This is a genomic window from Sphingomonas trueperi (genome assembly GCF_040545665.1).
Classification (GTDB): Bacteria; Pseudomonadota; Alphaproteobacteria; order Sphingomonadales; family Sphingomonadaceae; genus Sphingomonas; species Sphingomonas trueperi_B.
The window spans coordinates 475,547-492,315 of the sequence record NZ_JBEPMH010000003.1 but is presented as its reverse complement, the minus strand read 5'-3'; the positions used below and the strand labels follow the sequence as shown (position 1 = coordinate 492,315).

Annotated in this window: 17 protein-coding genes; 7 read left to right on the top strand and 10 right to left on the bottom strand. The window is 66.5% G+C overall.

All coding sequences use genetic code 11. The features are described 5' to 3' along the window. Nucleotides 1-33 precede the first annotated feature (33 nt). The 3 genes from ABIC65_RS13135 to ABIC65_RS13125 form a co-directional block, all read right to left on the bottom strand. Nucleotides 34-576, bottom strand: a complete 543-nt coding sequence (locus ABIC65_RS13135) for a RidA family protein (RefSeq protein ID WP_354309280.1) — start codon at nucleotides 574-576, stop codon at nucleotides 34-36. Between the two features lie 59 nt (nucleotides 577-635). Next, complete coding sequence (locus tag ABIC65_RS13130) at nucleotides 636-1,415, bottom strand: alpha/beta fold hydrolase (RefSeq protein WP_354309278.1); 780 nt, start codon at nucleotides 1,413-1,415, stop codon at nucleotides 636-638. A gap of 142 nt (nucleotides 1,416-1,557) precedes the next feature. Then, entirely contained in the window at nucleotides 1,558-2,331 is a 774-nt protein-coding gene (locus ABIC65_RS13125; protein ID WP_354309277.1) for a response regulator transcription factor, read from the bottom strand. Nucleotides 2,332-2,921: 590 nt separating this feature from the next. On the opposite strand from ABIC65_RS13125, the gene ABIC65_RS13120 reads away from it, so the two are divergent. From ABIC65_RS13120 to ABIC65_RS13105, 4 genes are all read left to right on the top strand, one after another. After that, entirely contained in the window at nucleotides 2,922-3,134 is a 213-nt protein-coding gene (locus tag ABIC65_RS13120; RefSeq protein ID WP_354309275.1) for a hypothetical protein, read from the top strand. Nucleotides 3,135-3,261: 127 nt separating this feature from the next. Beyond that, nucleotides 3,262-3,888, top strand: a complete 627-nt coding sequence (locus tag ABIC65_RS13115) for a response regulator transcription factor (protein WP_354309274.1) — start codon at nucleotides 3,262-3,264, stop codon at nucleotides 3,886-3,888. A gap of 355 nt (nucleotides 3,889-4,243) precedes the next feature. Beyond that, nucleotides 4,244-5,020, top strand: coding sequence for a response regulator transcription factor (locus tag ABIC65_RS13110; RefSeq protein ID WP_354309272.1), 777 nt, complete (start codon nucleotides 4,244-4,246; stop codon nucleotides 5,018-5,020). Between the two features lie 145 nt (nucleotides 5,021-5,165). Next, the gene (locus ABIC65_RS13105) at nucleotides 5,166-5,966 is read left to right on the top strand and encodes an alpha/beta fold hydrolase (protein WP_354309271.1); all 801 of its coding nucleotides are present in this window, start codon (nucleotides 5,166-5,168) and stop codon (nucleotides 5,964-5,966) included. Nucleotides 5,967-5,969: 3 nt separating this feature from the next. On the opposite strand, the gene ABIC65_RS13100 is transcribed toward ABIC65_RS13105, so the two are convergent. Beyond that, nucleotides 5,970-7,451, bottom strand: coding sequence for a hypothetical protein (locus ABIC65_RS13100; protein WP_354309269.1), 1,482 nt, complete (start codon nucleotides 7,449-7,451; stop codon nucleotides 5,970-5,972). 452 nt (nucleotides 7,452-7,903) lie between these two features. After that, nucleotides 7,904-9,190, bottom strand: a complete 1,287-nt coding sequence (locus ABIC65_RS13095) for a DUF418 domain-containing protein (protein WP_354309267.1) — start codon at nucleotides 9,188-9,190, stop codon at nucleotides 7,904-7,906. Between the two features lie 483 nt (nucleotides 9,191-9,673). Here ABIC65_RS13095 and ABIC65_RS13090 point away from each other — a divergent pair, with 483 nt between their 5' ends. Together ABIC65_RS13090 and ABIC65_RS13085 are read left to right on the top strand one after the other, a co-directional pair. Beyond that, entirely contained in the window at nucleotides 9,674-10,135 is a 462-nt protein-coding gene (locus ABIC65_RS13090) for a DoxX family protein (RefSeq protein WP_354309265.1), read from the top strand. A gap of 47 nt (nucleotides 10,136-10,182) precedes the next feature. Then, on the top strand, nucleotides 10,183-11,004 hold the full coding sequence (locus ABIC65_RS13085) for an SAM-dependent methyltransferase (RefSeq protein ID WP_354309263.1): 822 nt from the start codon (nucleotides 10,183-10,185) through the stop codon (nucleotides 11,002-11,004). Nucleotides 11,005-11,067: 63 nt separating this feature from the next. On the opposite strand, the gene ABIC65_RS13080 is transcribed toward ABIC65_RS13085, so the two are convergent. Next, a complete protein-coding gene (locus ABIC65_RS13080; protein ID WP_354309262.1) occupies nucleotides 11,068-11,847 on the bottom strand; it encodes an SDR family oxidoreductase in 780 nt (259 codons plus the stop codon). Beyond that, nucleotides 11,844-12,173 (bottom strand): nuclear transport factor 2 family protein, encoded by a 330-nt coding sequence (locus tag ABIC65_RS13075; protein ID WP_354309260.1) that lies wholly within the window; start codon nucleotides 12,171-12,173, stop codon nucleotides 11,844-11,846. Before ABIC65_RS13075 ends, ABIC65_RS13080 begins: the two co-directional genes overlap by 4 nt. A gap of 297 nt (nucleotides 12,174-12,470) precedes the next feature. On the opposite strand from ABIC65_RS13075, the gene ABIC65_RS13070 reads away from it, so the two are divergent. Then, the gene (locus ABIC65_RS13070; protein WP_354309259.1) at nucleotides 12,471-13,418 is read left to right on the top strand and encodes a hypothetical protein; all 948 of its coding nucleotides are present in this window, start codon (nucleotides 12,471-12,473) and stop codon (nucleotides 13,416-13,418) included. A 95-nt stretch (nucleotides 13,419-13,513) separates the two neighbouring features. Here the strand turns inward: ABIC65_RS13070 and ABIC65_RS13065 are convergent, their stop codons facing one another. The 3 genes from ABIC65_RS13065 to ABIC65_RS13055 form a co-directional block, all read right to left on the bottom strand. Continuing rightward, nucleotides 13,514-14,020 carry a VOC family protein gene (locus tag ABIC65_RS13065; RefSeq protein WP_354309257.1) on the bottom strand — a complete coding sequence of 169 codons (507 nt, stop codon included), beginning with the start codon at nucleotides 14,018-14,020 and terminating at the stop codon, nucleotides 13,514-13,516. A 98-nt stretch (nucleotides 14,021-14,118) separates the two neighbouring features. Further along, on the bottom strand, nucleotides 14,119-14,880 hold the full coding sequence (locus tag ABIC65_RS13060; RefSeq protein WP_354309256.1) for a response regulator transcription factor: 762 nt from the start codon (nucleotides 14,878-14,880) through the stop codon (nucleotides 14,119-14,121). 92 nt (nucleotides 14,881-14,972) lie between these two features. Continuing rightward, nucleotides 14,973-16,592 (bottom strand): GMC family oxidoreductase, encoded by a 1,620-nt coding sequence (locus tag ABIC65_RS13055; RefSeq protein WP_354309255.1) that lies wholly within the window; start codon nucleotides 16,590-16,592, stop codon nucleotides 14,973-14,975. Nucleotides 16,593-16,769: the final 177 nt, after the last annotated feature.

Genomic DNA, 16,769 nt, shown 5'->3' with positions numbered 1-16,769 from the left:
CCTGAAAGCTCGCATGGTCGTATCTGCATCCTCTCAATTGTTCGCGACAGCCGGCCTTTCGACCTCACCGGACCTTGCTTTCGCGCTTCTGGCGGCGGTCGCTTCGATCTCGACCAGATAGCCGGGCCGGGACAAGCCGGCGACCTGCACCGTCGAACGGGCGGGAAGGTTGGGCTGCGCGGCGGTGCCGAAATAGCGGAGATAGGCGCGGGTGAACCCATCCATGTCCAGCTGGCCGGCCTTCTCGGGAACGCCGACGAGAAACACCGTCAGCTTCACCACGTCGCCCAGAGCATAGCCGCGCTCCCGCAGCGTCCGCTCGATCTTCTCGAACACGCTCGATGTCTGCGCTTCCGTGTTGCCATAGACCGGCGCTTCGCCCTGCGTGCCGGCGGCCACGATCGGGGATGCCACCTCGCCGCTCACGTACAGCGTTTCCCCCGACGGAGGCACCTGCACAGCTCTTGCGATCGGCAACGTGACGTGGCGGTCGAAACGCTCGATCGCTTGCGCCTGTGCAGGGCTCGCGAGCGCCAGAAGGGCCGGCAGGGCCGCCGGGCAGGTTCTGGGCAGCATTGCATGTCTCCCCAATGCAAAGGTGCCGCGCCGCCTGCGCGGCGCGGCATTTCCTCCGGTCACTTCGCTGCAGCAGCCTGCGGCTTGATGGTCAGCGCCCCTTTGGCGGCTTGATCGATGACGTCGGCAACCGCCTTGGGCTGGGTCAGGAACACGACATGGCTGCCTTTCACTTCGGTGGTGACCGCGCCGATCCGGCGCGCCGTGCTGCGCAGCAGCTTGGGGTCGATCGCGCCGTCCTCGGTGGCGACCACTGCCCAGCTGGGCTTGGACTTGAATGCCGCAAAGGTCACCTTCGCCTTCAGCGCGGCCATGGCGACCGGAACCTGGCTGTCCCGCAGGAGCGCGCCGACCGCCTCGCTGGTGTCGGCGGCAAAGCCCGCCTTGAACTTCTGCTTGTTGAGGAACGCGAAGCCGTCCGCCGTCTCTTCGGGGACGAAGTTCGGCGGCGGCGCGACCTCGGCATATTGATCGAGCGTGGACGTGCCCACTTCCGGTGCGAAGGCGGCAACATAGACCAGGCCGACAACCTTGTTGCTGCCGCCGGCCTGGGTGATGACGCTGCCCCCATAGCTGTGGCCGACCAGGATCGCGGGGCCGTTCTGCTGCGCCAGGACGCGGTTTGTCGCCGCGACGTCGTCGTCGAACGAGGTCAGCGGATTCTGGACGATGCTGACACGGTAGCCGCGCGCGGTCAGCTCCTCATACACGCCCTTCCATCCCGATCCGTCCGCGAAAGCGCCGTGGACGAGCACGATGTTCTTGACGGTTTGCGCGCTGGCCGCGCCCGCAAAGCCGATGGTTGCGACGGCGGCGAGAACGGCGTGACGGATCTTCATGACTATCTCCCTTTTTGCGACATTAGTTATCGCGATATCGGTCTGTAGAAGCTCATTCCGATTCTGTCTAGCAATAATAGATATCGCGATATATAATTTCTGTGCGGGCTTGGCTCGGGCGCCTCTGCGCGCGATCGGCGCGTCAGCTCCCCGCGAGCTGGTGGTCGCGGACCGGCGGCGGGAGCCACTCCCACAAACGGACAAGGTCGCCGACCGACGAGGCCCTCAGCTTCCGCATCATGCTTCCGCGGTGCAGTTTGACGGTGATTTCGCTGATCCCCAGTTCGTACGCGATCTGCTTGTTGATCCGTCCGGTCACCACCGCGCGCAGGACCTGGCGTTCGCGCGGCGTCAGCGTTGCCAGCATGGCGGCACGGCGATTGACGATCTCGTCGGCCGCGCGGCGGTTGCGGTCCTGCTCCGTTGCGCGAGCGATCGCATCGAGGAGCGCCTGGTGGCGAAAGGGCTTGGTGAGGAAGTCCACGGCGCCCAGCTTCATCGCCTGCACGCTCATCGCAATGTCGCCATGGCCGGTCAGGAACACGATCGGCCGGCGGCTTCCCTGCGACAGGAGGATCTGTTGCACGTCGAGGCCGCTAAGACCGGGCATGCGGACGTCGAGAACGAAGCAGCCCGGGCGATCGGGCAGATCGGCCTGCAGCATCTCCCTGCCGGAGCCAAAGGCGAGCACTTCGATGTCGACGGTTTCCAGAAGCGATAGGATCACCTCGCGAACCATTGGATCATCATCGACGACGACGACAAATGGGGCGGTGCTCCGGTCATCGAGATCATCCGACGAGTCCAAAGGCACCTGCGCGCCGCCGAATGGCCCGTGTGGGCCTTTGTCGCTTTTACCAACCTTCGGCCAGAATGGGGATTGCATCTCCAGCCCGGTGCGGTCGATCACATGCATCTCTTGACCCTTCATCGCATCCGCTTCGATCTGCTGGCAGTTTCCCACGCGGCATCAGGCGGCGACACCCCAACCAGGGCTAGTGTTACATCCGTCATTTGGGTGAGACGGCGCTTTCGTCCCGGCTCCCCCGGAGGATGATCGTTTGCCGGTCGCCTATGTCGGCATTCCTCGAACAGGCACCGGCACCGAACAGCCATATCGCGGCGGCGTCGCAACGATGCGCGCCCCATCCTGTCAGGTCCTCGCCTCGTCCCGGCTCGGACGAAGGCACGGCAATACAGAGGATTGCCGTCACCCGGATCCACCGCCCGAGGATCACAAGCGCGGCGGATAAGGCGCGGGTGCAGCGGCCCTGCGCCGCTACGGCCCGCAGGAACGCGGGCGGAACGCATGGCATACGGCGTAGCAGCTAGCAGTGCCTCGTCCTTCCAGGCACCCCGAGACGAGGTATCGCCGAATGGGTCTTTCGGGGTGTGCCAGTGCCGTACCGGAGAGGTAGACCATTTCCCTGATCTGGGGCGCGGGGCCGGGATGTCGAGGCTGCCGAGGGCTGGTCTGGCGCGCTGCATCCCCTGCCGGATGAACGGTTGCAGATTGCCGAAGAGGCGGTGCACAACGTTCGACAAGATGCAGAACCGAGCGAAATCGAGATCCTGTTGATGTGGGACCATGGAAGGGTGAGACGGTTGCTGCGCGACGACGGCATGGGACTCCCGGCGGAGGTGCTCGCCCGCGGCGGGCGGGCCGAACGTGACGGTCTGCGCGCACGTGCCGAGCGGATAGGGGGCGGCTTGTCGTGACCAGCCAGGTAGGCGAGAGCACCGATGTGGCGCGCATCGTGCCCGGGCGCATGACCTGCCTGGATCATGCTGCCCGCCGTTTCGGCGTCCACGCCCTGCCGCACCGTTCCCGTGGGCTGATCCCGCGATGACGCCGCCGCCCATCCGCGTCCTGGTGGTCGATGACCACGTCCTGTTGCGGCAGGGTATCGCCGGGATCCTTGCGCCAGAACCCGACATCGAACTGGTTGCCGAGGCCGCGGACGGCGCCGAAGCCGTCGAGGCCTTCGCGCGCATGCGGCCCGACGTCACGCTGATGGACCTTCAGATGCCCGTGCTGCCGGGCATCGAGGCGATCCAGCGGATCCGCAGCGGCGCGCCCCAGGCCCGGATCATCGTTCTGACGACCTATCCCGGCGACGTGCAGGCGGTGAAGGCGCTCAAGGCAGGTGCCTCGGGCTATCTGCTCAAGAGCTCGCTGATCGACGAATTGCTGCGTGCTATTCGTGCCGTGCATGGCGGGCGACGCTATATTCCGGCGGACGTGGCGCAGGAAATCGCCTTGCACGCAGCCGAAGAGCCGCTGAGTGCCCGGGAGGTCGACATCCTGGCGCTCGTCGCGGCGGGCAAGGCCAACAAGGTCGTGGCGCATGAACTGTCCGTCTCCGAACAGACCGTGAAAGCGCATCTGCGCACGATCTTCCAGAAGCTCGGCGTCAACGACCGGACACAGGCTGTCACTACGGCGCTCCGACGGGGAATCATCACGCTGTAGCGCGGGCCCTGCGGCGTCGCCTGTCGACCTGTCCTCGGGGATGGGGTGCGTCGCATTTTCGTATGAGGGACTGCGGGCAAACCCAGCAATTCCCAGCGTTGCCCCTCCACCCAGCACGATTGGCGCGTGCCTTTCCATTTGCCACCTTCGGACGATCCCCGAGGCCCCTGGCGTTGAAAGGACTTCAGAAATGACGCGTCTGCCGCAATCAGGTCGAAGTCGGGCTTCAACGTCGTGTGCGCGCACATCGGGCATGCCGTACGTGCCGGCATCCCTGGGTGCGCGCGTTGAAAACGCGGTCCGCACAGCGGGCCGGCCGCGACGCCTCTCGCTGGCAAGCTGAGAGGTTGCCGGCATGTACCATTCGGTAGGGCCTTTCGACGAAGACATGGGAGATCCAATTTCCTCCGTCGCATCCGTGAAGATCGGGCGCGTTCTTGTCGTCGAGGAGGATCTCGGCTCGCGCCGCGCGATCCTGTCGTACCTCGTCGATCGGCAATGCTCCCCGATGGGGTGCGGGGTGGCCGACGTGCTTCGCCACCTCCGCAGCCAGTCGTTCGGGCTTATCACGCTGAACATGCGCTTGGGCGCGGTGGACGGAGTGGACATGTTGCGGCAGATCCGAACCCTGTCTGACGTGCCCGTGATCTTGTACGCGGATGGCCCTCAGGCAGACGGCGATCGCATCATCGGGCTCGAACTGGGGGCCGACGATGTGCTGAGCGGACCCCTCAACCCCGACATGTTGCTGGCGCGCGCACGCGCGGTCCTGCGCCGGCAGGAACTGGGGCGCGACGTCATCGCCTGCCTCCGCGGCGGCTATGCGTTTCGAGGGTGGGAGCTTTGCAACGCGACGCGGGAGCTGAAAGCCCCCGACGGCGCGGATGTCAGCCTGACGAAGCGGGAATATGCGCTGCTGGTGGCGCTGCTGGCGTCTCCGGGCCGCACCTTGTCGAGGCTGCACCTGATGCGCGCCACCAGGACGCAGGAGGATGTGTATGACCGAAGCATCGATGTGCAGATCCTCAGGCTGCGGCGAAGGCTGGAAAGCCATCCCTCGGGCAGGGGGCTGATACGAACCGAGCGGGGCGTCGGCTATGCGCTGGACGCCCAGGTCGAAACGCTATTCTGACGCTGCCGCAACGGCCGGGCGCAACGCGCCACTATCGCGAGCCCTCGATGCCCCGGCAGCCGTGGCGAGATCATGGGGCGGATGCCGGCCATGCCGACCAGCCCCTTCACGGCGGCGCACCCGCGCCCTTTCCACAGGAGAGATCATGATGCGATTTATTCTTTTGCGTAAGGCGATCGCCGCCGCCCTGCTCGGGCTGGCCCCGGCCGCGGAGGCCCAGACCGCCGCGGTGCCCTCGACACCCGCCCGCATTGTTCTGGTGCATGGAGCGTTTGCGGACGGATCGGGTTGGCGGGGGCTTTACAATGCGCTCACGGCGCGAGGCTATCGGGTCGCCATCGTCCAGAATCCGCTGACCTCGCTGAAGGACGATGTGGATGCGACGACGCGGGTGATCGAGCGGCAAGACGGGCCGGTGATCCTCGTCGGCCATAGCTGGGGAGGCACGGTCATCACGGCTGCGGGCGTCCACGCCAAGGTGAAGGCGCTCGTCTACATATCCGCGCTCGCCCCCGACGCCGGCGAGACAACCGCGCAGCAATATGAAGGCTTTCCACCGGCTTCCGAATTCGTGATCGACAGGCAGAGCGACGGCTACGGGTTCATCGATCTGCAGCGATTCAAGGCAGGCTTCGCGGCCGACACCAAGGATGCCGATGCCGCGTTCCTGCGCGATTCCCAGGTGCCGATCAACATGTCCGTCTTCGGCACGCGGCTCACCCAGGCCGCCTGGCACACCCGGCCCAGCTGGGCCGTCATCGCACAGCAGGACAAGGCCTTCGGTGCGGGGATGCTGATGCACATGGCAAAGCGCATCGGCGCGAAGATCACCGAAGTCCCAGGCAGCCACGCCGTCTTCATGACCCAGCCCGAGGCCATCGCCCGGGTGATCGACAGCGCGGCCCGGGACATCGGCAGCGCCCCCCGCGTCGCGAAGGTCCGGTAGCGGTTAGCGGCTGTTCGCCGGGATGGGGGGCAGGGGGCGATTGCGCCACGCTTCGTTCGGCAGGGGCGGGAGCGGTCTGGTGGGGGGCTGCGGCCGTTGTGGCGCGGGTCCTGGTCGGGTAACCTCGGCCAGGGTGGCGGCCGGCAGCCGCGGCGCTGGCGGCGGCGCGACCACGCAATTGACCTCCACCCGGATTTTCTCCGTCTCCGCGCTGATGTCGGACGAAGCCGGCGTCACCAGCCCAAGTTCCTTCGCAAGTGCATGCGCATCCTTGAACACGCTCATGAACTGGCGCTTGATCCCCAGGATGAACGCGGCGACGCCGCCCTGCGCCACCTGGTGATCCCGCGTCAGTCGCAACGCTTCCTGCGCTTCGGCCATGCCATGGGGGTTCGGCAGCGCCAGGGCCGCATTATAGCCTGCCAGCCCCACGCCCATATTGGTGAGCAGGGTCAGCGCCCGATCCGCAATCAGGACCACGTTTTCGCGCTGCTCAAGAGCTTTGAGATCCTTGAACAGCGTCTCCACGGCCGAGATTTGCGCCATCTCGCGCTGGCATTTCTGCCATGCTTCGTTGATGGTGAAGGTGCCGCGAAAGCCATGCCGCAGCCCGGGCACGCCGAACTCTATAAGGGCGGCCACCTTGTCCCGCAGCTTGGCGAACTCGGCTCGGAACGGGGCGCCCGCGCCGTGGCGATCGTCAAAGGCGTCGATCTGTTCCAGCAGGTCGTACAGCTTCCGCGCCAGGCGCTCCGAATGGTCGCCGAGATGGCCGACCTTGCCCTTGTACGCGTTGAGCTCGGTCTTGATGCGGGTGAATCCCGGCACCCAATCCCGCTTGTACAGCGACGCCATCTTGCCGACCGTCAGCGCATGGGCCACCGCGCCGCCGAGCTGCATTGCCCTGCCCTTGGCCGGGCTTTCTTCATAGATTGCGCGGAGTTTTGTGATCTCCGATATCACCCGCTCACGGCTTTCCTCGGCGGAGCGATAGGTTTCGGCGAGCTTCTTGATCACGTCTGTCACGCCGCGCACGGTGCTGATGATCGTGATGGCCAGCGATACGCCCACCGTAGGCGGCGCCAGCGCGATTCCGGCGACCACGAAGGTGAGGGTCAGCCCGACGCGCGCGGCTTCCTTCCTGCTGTCATGGCGATAGGCATCCCAGGCGCCGGACGCCTTCAGGCTCGCGGCGATCGCATCGTTGACGCGCCGCTGCAACGCCGGGGTTTCGGCAGTGATCTGCCGTGTCACCGTGTCGTGCAGCGTTCGGGTGTATCGCGTGTCCGGTCCGATCATCGGGCCGATCCTGGTCAGCACGATCCTGCGGACCTCGCCCGCCAGCAGCAGCTGGACTTCGTTGTTGAGGACCGGCCGCTGCAGCAGCGCCTGGCGGATCACGTCGGGCATGTCGGCGGACCAGGTCAGCGGAATGGCGTCGAGCTCCTCGCTGACGTCCGTGCCGCCGCGGGTGGCGCGCAGCATGCGGCCCAAGGTGCTCTCGAATAGGATGACAGACATGAACGGGTTCCCTGCCGACGGCGGGGGTTGTCGGCGCGCCTTACAGCCCCAAGCATTGGAAGCGCGTCGTTTCAGTTTCGTGATATGGGTGTGAACGATGAAAGGTATCGCGTTACTTTTGCAACGAAACTTTAGCTGTTGGCGGCAACTGGAATCTGGTTGCAAGCGCCTCCCGTGACAGATTTCATCAACGCCGTATTGGTGTACAGTGGTATGAGTGTTGAACTAGTCTGGTAACTTGGGAATATTAACTGTGTATAGATGTTTGCGATATATTTCTATTCATGCCTATTTTTGGGAAAATACTATACCTCATCTTCATCGAGGAACGTCGCGGACGCAAGTGGTGCGCGATTCTGAGCGATCGCCGCTGCGGATGAGCGAGAGGGCATGGGCGTGTGCCCATGCCCTCTCGCTCAGGCGGACCTTTTCCGCGTGGGAAGCATCGGTTGCAGCTTCCAATAGGTCAGGGATCGCCATAGCCATTCCAGCGGTCCGAAGCTGAAGAAACGCAGCCAGGCCAGGCTGAACGCAATGTTGAACGCCCACACCGAGAGGACGACCAGCATCATCTGATATTGTTCGAGCGTGCCCGTCGGCAAGGTGGCCGTCCAGGTGAAGATGCCCGTGCAGATCGCGCTGGTGGCGATGTAGTTGGTCAGCGCCATCCGCCCGACCGCGGCCAGGGCGCGCTGGACCGGCAGCATCTTTCCATGCCGCACCAGCAGGAGGAGGATCGACGCGTCGGCGAGCGACGCCGCGATGGTCTGGAGTTCATAGGGTGCCATCATCGCCACTGTCGTCACGGCGCTGCTGAAGCCGTATCGATGGGCATGGGCCAGCCCGCCCAGGATGATCGGGAAGGCGAGCGCGTATCCCAGCACGGCGATGGCGACATAGTGTGCGGAGGACAGGCGGCCGGTCAGGAAGCCGGTCTTGAACAGGCCCATCCCTGCGATGAGGAATCCCAGGGTCTCCAGGATCCAGCCGGAGCTGAAGATCGCGGTCACGAAGCCGCGATAGGCGGCCGCCGGGATGCCGTCGACATAGGCGCCCGCCGCCGGGGCGGGCGCAGCCTTCATGCCCGCGATCTGGTCGCGTCGCGCGGCTTGCGCGCCGGCCAGGGCTTTGGCCTCGGCCGTGGTGGGGCTTTCGCCTTTCGCGATCGCGTCCTGCGCCTTTTCCTCGAGCTGCGCGACGGACCAGGCGGCGGGGACGTCCATCATGTTCCAGACGCCGAAGGTGCCGCCGACCAGCGCCACCGCCAGGCCGATGCCGATGAGCCATTTGCCGGCCAGACGGCGCAACGGGTAGAGCGCCAGCAGCGCGACGGCCGCATAGAAGAAGAGAACGTCGCCGTTCCAGATCAGCGTGCCGTGCAGCGTGCCGAACAGCAGCAGCCACAGGTTGCGCCGATGGAAAATCTTGGCTGCGGTGCCGGCACCTTCGCGGGCTTCGATGCGGCTCAGCAGCAACAGCGCGCCTGCGCCGAACAGCATCGAGAACAGGGCGCGCATCTTGCCCTCGAAGAACAGCCACTGCAGGACCATCACGGCTGCATTCAGAACGGGATGCTCTCCGGTGAACGTCACGACGCGGAGCGGCACGTTGAACGCGATGCTCGGCGCGCCGGCGAAAATCTGGATGTTGATCACCAGGATCCCGAGCAGCGCCGCGCCGCGCAGTACGTCCAGCGACGGCACGCGCTCGGACCGGGAAACGGGGGCAACGGGAGGAAGGGCGGCCGCCTTCCCATGGGACGTTGAAAGCATGCGAGTTCACCCTGCCTGTGGTCGTGCCCCGCCGTGCGCGGGCCTTCGCTACATTCGCGCTTCAGGCCGTGGCGTTTTCATCGCGAATGCAACCCAGCCGGCGGAGGCATCCGGTCCCGCATTGCAAGTGTAGCCAGGCGCAGATGGGCAGTAGCCTTGCCGTGGCAGCAGGCTGGCTAGCGGCGTTCCATGTTCGATCCTGATCACCGTCCAGTCCCCGGTGGGTGGCTTCTGGCGTGGGAAGCTCTCCTCGAAGGCTTCTGTGCCTATCATCATGCGCATTATCCTTCGGCGCTGACGACGGCATTCCTGCAGGACCCCCAGGATCGGCGACTTCAACCGAACCCCCATGGTGCGAGCAGGGACAGGCCGTTGCCGTCCCCACGCCCGCGCACCCGATATTGGAGACCCGATTTGCAGCACCGCATCACGAAGCTCTTGCGCACGCCGATGATGGCGTGGCTCGCCCGCGGCCTGTTGACGCTGCCCTTCTGGTCCAGCGGCTTGTCCAAGCTCTTCCTGTTCGACGCTGGCGTGGCCGAAATGGCACGTGCCGGCCTCGAACCCGCGGCGGCCTTCAATGTCGCGACGATCGTCGTGCAACTGGGCGGATCGGCACTCGTCATCCTGAACCGCGCCGCCTGGCTGGGCGCGGGCGCGCTGGGCCTGTTCACGGGCCTGACCATCCTGCTCGTCCACCGCTTCTGGGCGATACCGGAAGAGCCGTTCCGCACCATCGCGATGCACGTTTCGAGTGAGCATGTCGGCATGATCGGCGGCTTGATCGCTATCGCCATCCTGTCCGCCCGTAGCGGCATCGCGGACGACACACGGCACAATCCTGCATTGCACGCACGATCGGAGGCTCGGGCATGAGTAACAGGATCGTTTCGCAATTACAGGAACTTGCGCGATCCGCGCGCATGCTGGCGATGATCGGCGCGTCCATCAAGCTTCGATCGGGCACCGGCGGCGGGGTCGATGCGGCGATCCGCGCCGAGATCGAACGTGGATCCTCGCTGGCATTGAAAGAGGCACCCGTCGAACTTGAAGACATTGATCCGGCGGAGTTGCTCCGCATCGTCGAAATGGCGCTCGTCGAGAGCAGCGACCTGTTCAACAATGCAGGGGCGCCCGCTGGCTGGAACGTCACGGACACGACCAAGATGGAAGCGATGGGGCGCGCATCCAGCAGCGCGTTCGACCGCATCCTGGCGCTCGCCGAAACGCGACCCGCGTTGGCCGGCTGTCTGTCGGGGCGGTTTCTGGACGTGGGTACGGGCGTGGCGGGTATCGCGCTGCGCGCGGCGGAGGCCTGTCCGAACCTGCAGGTAGAGGCGATCGATATCTGGCCGCCTGCACTGCGCATCGCCGAGCAGCGGGTTGCGGCAAGCGCCTATGCGGCGCGGATCTACCTGCGCGAGCTCGACGTCGGCGACCTCGATACGGCGCCGCGATTCACGCTGGCATGGCTTCCGACGATGTTCCTGCCGCGCGCGACTGTGCAGACCGCGGTCGCGCGGATCGCCGTGGCCTCTCGTTCGGGTGCGTGGCTGGTGGCGTCCCTCTACACGATCCCTGCAGAGCCCTTCACCGCGACCATGTCGCGGCTGCGCACGCTTCGCAGCGGTGGAGAGATCCTCGATCCCGCGGAACTGGCAGATCTGCTGGGGCATCACGGCTATGTCGATGTGGAGGTGGATGCCTCGCCCGTGGCGACCTTCGTGTTCGGCCGGCTGCCTTGACGCGCGCGCCCGCGGGCTCCGGAGCCATGGCGCCAGAGTCCGCGGGCAGGCATCATCGGCCGATTACGCGGTCGGGATGGTGCCGCCGTCGATCACGTGCTCGGTGCCGGTAATGCTGCCGGCGCGGTCCGAGGCGAGGAAGGCGATCAGGTTCGCCACTTCTTCCGGTTGCGCGGGGCGTCCGATCGGGATGCCGCCAAGCGCCTGCATGATCAGCTGCTTGCCCGCCTCGACGCCGCCGCCATGCTCGGCACCCAGCCGCTCGGCGAGATGCACCGATGCCTCGGTCGCGATCCATCCGGGGGAGACGCGCACGACCCGGACGCCGCGCGTGGAAACCTCTTTCGACAGGCTCTTGCTGTAGGTCGACAGCGCTGCCTTGGCGGCCGCGTAGGCGGTGGTCGCGTCCGGCAGCGGCAGGCGATTCTGGATCGACGTCACATGGACAATCACGCCGCTGCCGCGTGCAACCATCGCCGGCAACAACGCGCGATCAAGGCGGACCGCCGGCATCAGGTTCAGGTCGAGTTCGCGCTGCCACTGGTCGTCATCCAGCGCGGCGAAACCGCCCGCGGGAGCGGAGGAACCGCCGAGCATGTGCACGAGGATGTCGGGCGCGCCCAGGCGGTCCTGCACGGCCGCGGCGAGGTCGGCACAGCCTTGTGCGGTGGTCAGGTCCGCCGCGACGAAGCGGTCTTCGGCAATGTCCGCCGGGCGCGTGCGGGCGGTGGTCAGCACCTCCGCACCCAGCTCGCGGAGGAGCCGGACGGTCGCCGCGCCTGCGCCGCGCGTGCCGGAGGTGACCAGGGCCTTCTTGCCCTCCAGGTTGAGGAACGCGTTCATGGCTTGATCTCCAGCGCGGCGATCTTGCCGGCGCGCAGGGTGAAGAAATAGCGCAAATCCAGCGGGCTGCCGGGGAAATCGCCGGTGAGGCGGCTGGTGACGATCGTCTGGTCGGCGTCGCTGGTGGCGGCAAAGGGCTCGCTGACATAATTGTAGGCGGCGGAGGATTTGGCCTTCCAGGCGCGCACCGCGTCATGCCCCTGGTTCATCTTGCCTTCGTCGCGGACCAACGCGTCTTCGGTGAAGCAGGCGAGGATGGCATCGATGTCGCCTTCTCTGTCGGCGCTGAAATATGCCGCGACGGCGGGCGGAAGCTGAAGGTTCATGGACTGTCCCTTTCTCTGGGTTCGGTTCGCAGGCGCGGATCGCGACGGTCCGGCTCTCCGCGCCTGTGGCGGCATCTTGAAGCCTCCAGATAGACCCGAGACTGCATTTGGATAAGCAGGACGATCCGGGATGTGCTGTACGGAATATCGGGATAATGGGCCGGTCCTGCAGCGTGACCCACCGTGCGCGTCGGATTCTTGGCTACAGTTGCAGCCTTGGTGGACAAGCGTCGCTTCCCGCCTTGACGATCGATGGGCGGCGGACCTTTCTTCCGCGCCTCCCGGTAGGATGCTCGCATGAAACCTGTCGCTGTCCTCTCGATCTCTGTTGCCGCGCTGCTGCTGGGCGCAGCACGGTCCGCAACCCCGCGTGCCGAGGATCAGTCGGGCCGATGCGCGATCGCGTTCAACCCGGCGAGTCCGCTTCGCGCCCGCGTCGGCGCGCCGCCGCCGGACATACTGGACGCCTATAGGCGGTCGGGCGCGAAGGATGTCCGGCCCCACCGCCTAACCGACGCGGAGTGGAAGACGGTCGACGCCGCCATCGCGGCGCTCCCGCGCGTACATCGCGACGTCCTGCAACGGCATTTGCGGCGCATCAGCTTCGTCGATGCGTCTTCGGGGGCAGGGAACGCGCTTACCAGCCGGGGGGAGCCGGCTTGTGGCGAGGCGCTGTTCGATCTGACGCTGCGGGCGGGCCTGCTCGGCGAGTCCTTGACGGCCTTCCTCAGCGGCAAGGAGTCTGGCCTGTTCGCCGACGACGGCTCGGGCATGACGGTACGCATCGAGGCCGGCGCGATGCCCGCCGCGCCCTATATCCTGCTCCACGAGAGCACGCATATCGTCGACGGCGTGCTCGGGCTCTCGGAAAAGAAGGATGCGGCTTTCCGCAGGGAAGTGTGGGATGCCGCGCAGAGCAAGGCATTCGTTCCCGAACTGGCGACCAACCCGATCAATGGCATCGCCTGGCGTGGCGGCGCGAAGCTGCCAATCGGGGACGCGGCGAACCTCTATCGCGGGTTGCGCCAGAGCCCGTTCGTCTCGCTCTACGCGAGCGTCGCGCCCTCGGAAGATCTTGCGGAGCTCGTCGCCTGGCAGCAGCTCTCGGCGCGCTGGCAGGTGCCGCTCCGGATCGTCGTGCGGCGCGCGGACGGCGCCACCGCGTTCGAATACAAGCCGCTCGAGGCGCCGGCGGTCCGGGCGCGTATGGCCAGCGCCTCGGCCCTGCTGGTGAAAGCGAACTGATGTAGGCGGGATCCTGACGGGGCTCCGTGCGGCAACGCGTCCGGACCCGCAGGTGGCACCCGGGCGGCGGACGCTGCCGCTCGGGTGCAGGTCGCTCAGGCGGCGCGCGGCAAGTGGTTGTTCGGAGCCCGGTCGCCCGCAAGCCAGCGGGTCAGCGCATCGCGGGCACGCTCCTTGGCGCCTTCGCCATGATGCTCCGGGTCGACGCAAAGCTCGAGCGTCTGGCCATCGGGATCTTCGACATAGAGCGAGCGTGCATAGCCGTGATCGAATTCCATGGCCGGGACTCCCGCCGCCTTGAGCCGATCGCGAAGCGCGTCCTGCTGCTCGGGTGCGATCTTTAGCGCGAGATGGACGAACAGCCCCTGCGGCTTGGCGGCATAGCGCGCCTGGAGCTCGGGATCGGCGAAGTGGAAGAAGGACAGCGAACTGCCGTCGGCGAGGCCATAGGAGGCGAGGGCGAATGCATGCTCGACCCCGCCCAGCACCTCGTGCTCGATCCAGAAGTCGGTCAGGGGAATGCCGAGAATGTCTTCGTAGAAGTGTCGCGTGCGTTCCTGGTCGGAGGAAACATAGGCGGCATGATGCAGGCGTGCGGGCATCAGCGGTGTCGCGCTATGGTCAGAAGATGGCATGAAAAGATCCTTTCGCGTCAAATATCGTTTCGGATGATGTCGGAACCGGGATGCTGCGGGGGGCGTCAGAACAACGGTTCGACCTGGGCATCCAGGCGGTAGCCGAAGCCGCGTTCCGTCTTGATGAGCGACTCGCCGCCCGGCACCGCGGCGAGCTTCTTGCGCAACCGCAGGACCTGCACGTCGACGCTGCGGTCGAAAATGTCGTCATGCGCGCGCGTGGCGCGCATCAGGTGCACGCGCGAGAGCGAGCGGCCGGGCGCCTCCAGCAATGCGGCGAGCAGGCTATATTCCCCCTTGGTGAGATCGATCTCGCTGCCGTCGGGCGCCACGAGGGCGCGATCGGCATGCCGCATTTCCCAGCCTGAGAAACGATAGCCGCCACGCAGGGGCGCACCGACAACGCGGCCCAGCTCCTGCCGCCGCAGCACGGCGCGTGCGCGTGCCACCAGCTCTGCCGGGTTCAGCGCTCCCGCGATGAAATCGTCGGCACCCAGTTCCAGCCCCACGATGATGGAAACGCTGTCGTGGCAGAGGCTGTCGTACATGATCACGGGTACGTCGGAGCGACTCCGGATCTCGCGCAGCACGTCGAGCGCATTGCGGCTTTGCAGGCGCGCGTTCAAGGCGATCAGGCTGAGCTGCCGGCTGTGCAACTGGTGCGCGACCTCGCGCGCGCCCGAGCTGACCGACACCCACCGATGATCGCGCAGATACGCGGTGATGCGATCGCGCGCACGCTCGTCTTCATCGACGACGAGAATACGGCCCAGGCTGAGGGGAAGATCGGATTGCTCGGCAAACTCCCGCATCGGAAAGCGATACATTGCGTCAACTCCGCAGGGCGGCGCGGCGCCGCCGGTCTGGGGGGGCAGGGGCTGCGCCCGCACGCGGCGGGCGCACGGTGCATGGCAGGGCGTCAGATCTGGTGCGCCGCGCGGAGGCTGGCGGCGGCCTGCTCCCCGATGATCGCACAGGGCGCCTGCGTGTTGCCCGTTGCGACGCGCGGCATGATCGAACCGTCGGCGATGCGCAGCCCTTCGATGCCGTAAACGCGCAGCACCCCGTCGACCACGGACATGCTGTCTCGGCCCATCTTCGCCGTGCAGGTCTGGTGCCAATAGGTCACCGCCGCGTCCCGCACATACTCCTTCAACGCCTCGCGGGAGAGTTTGCCGGGCATCGCTTCGCCCCGCACCAGCGGCCGGAACGCCTCGGCGTTGCCGAGGTCGCGGCAGAGCTCGACGCAGGCCAGTGCCGCCTGCAGGTCGGCGGGGTCCGACAGCATGTTGGCGTCGATCTGCAGCGGCGCCGAGGCATCTGCACTGGTCAGCCGCAGGCGCCCGCGGCTATGCGGCCGCGCCAGGCCGGCGAACATCGTCCAGCCATGCTCGGGCACGCCGCGCGCGGCGGTCCGCTCGCTCGGCACCGGGAATTCGACCTGGCAGAACAGCAAGTCGGGCGCGGTCAGCTCGGGGCGGCTCTTCCAGTACAGCGTGGCTTCGCTGCCGCTGTTGCGCGGCGCGATCGGTTCCGCATATTCCCAGGTGCAGCCGAAGGAGACATGGTCCTGCAGATTGGCGCCGACGCCGGGCAGGTGCTGGCGGACCGGGATGCCGACGCGGGCCAACTCGGCTTCGTCGCCGATGCCGGAGTGCATCAGCACCTTGGGCGTCTGCATCGCGCCCATCGACAGGACGACCTCGTGCGCGGCGCCGATGCGCTGGCGCTGGCCGCCCCGCACGATGTCGACGCCGACGGCGCGGTTGCCCTCAAAGGCGATCCGCTCGACCGTCGTCCCCGTCACCACGGTAAGGTTCGGGCGATCGAGATAGGGGTGCACATAGGCGCGGAACAGCGAGTGGCGGCGGCCGTCGCGGACCAGCATGTCGCTGATCGCGACGCCGCCTTCGCCTTCCATCATCCGCCCGTTCGGGCTGTCATAGCTGGGAATCCCCAGTTCGTTCGCCGCGTCGAGAAGCGCATGGGCGACCGGGCTCGGATCGGCTGCCGGCTGGACCCAGACCGGGCCATTGGTGCCGCGGCGCAGCGGATCGGGCGCGCCCTGCCAGTTCTCGATACGGCGATAGATGTCGAGGACGTTCTGGTAGTTCCAGCGCTCGTCCCCGGCCTCCTCGGCGAAATGATCCCAGTCGCTGCGATGGCCGCGCGCCCAGACCATGACGTTGATGCTGGAGCCGCCGCCCAGTCCCTTGCCCATCGACATCGGAAGGGCGCGGCCGTTGAGATGCGGGTTCGGTTCCGCGGTGAAGCCCCAGTCGCGCTCGCTGCCGAGATTGGTCGGCCACAGCGCGGGATCGAGCACGGCCTCGGCCTCGTCGCTGCCGCCGGCCTCGATCAGCAGGACCTGGACGGCTTCGTTCTCGGCGAGCCGCCGTGCGACGACCGAGCCGGAGGCGCCGGCGCCGCAAACGATGAAGTCATAGGCGGACTTGAGCTCGGCGGTCAGCCGGGCCTGGTTTTCGGCAGCGCGGCGCTGGAAGTCCTGCGCGTCGTCGTGGTTTGCATGGGTCATCATCAACTCCTTCGAATGGTTGATGCGCAAGCAGGCGGAAGGCGCGCGCCCCCGTCGGCGCGGAGGCGGCGCAATGCACGCCGCGGACCGCGCCGCAGAGGTGGCTCTCGACATGTTCGCGCTACCGGCCGGCCAAGCGGGGGAGCTTGGATGCACCGGTGTTCCGAAGGGGGTGGATTC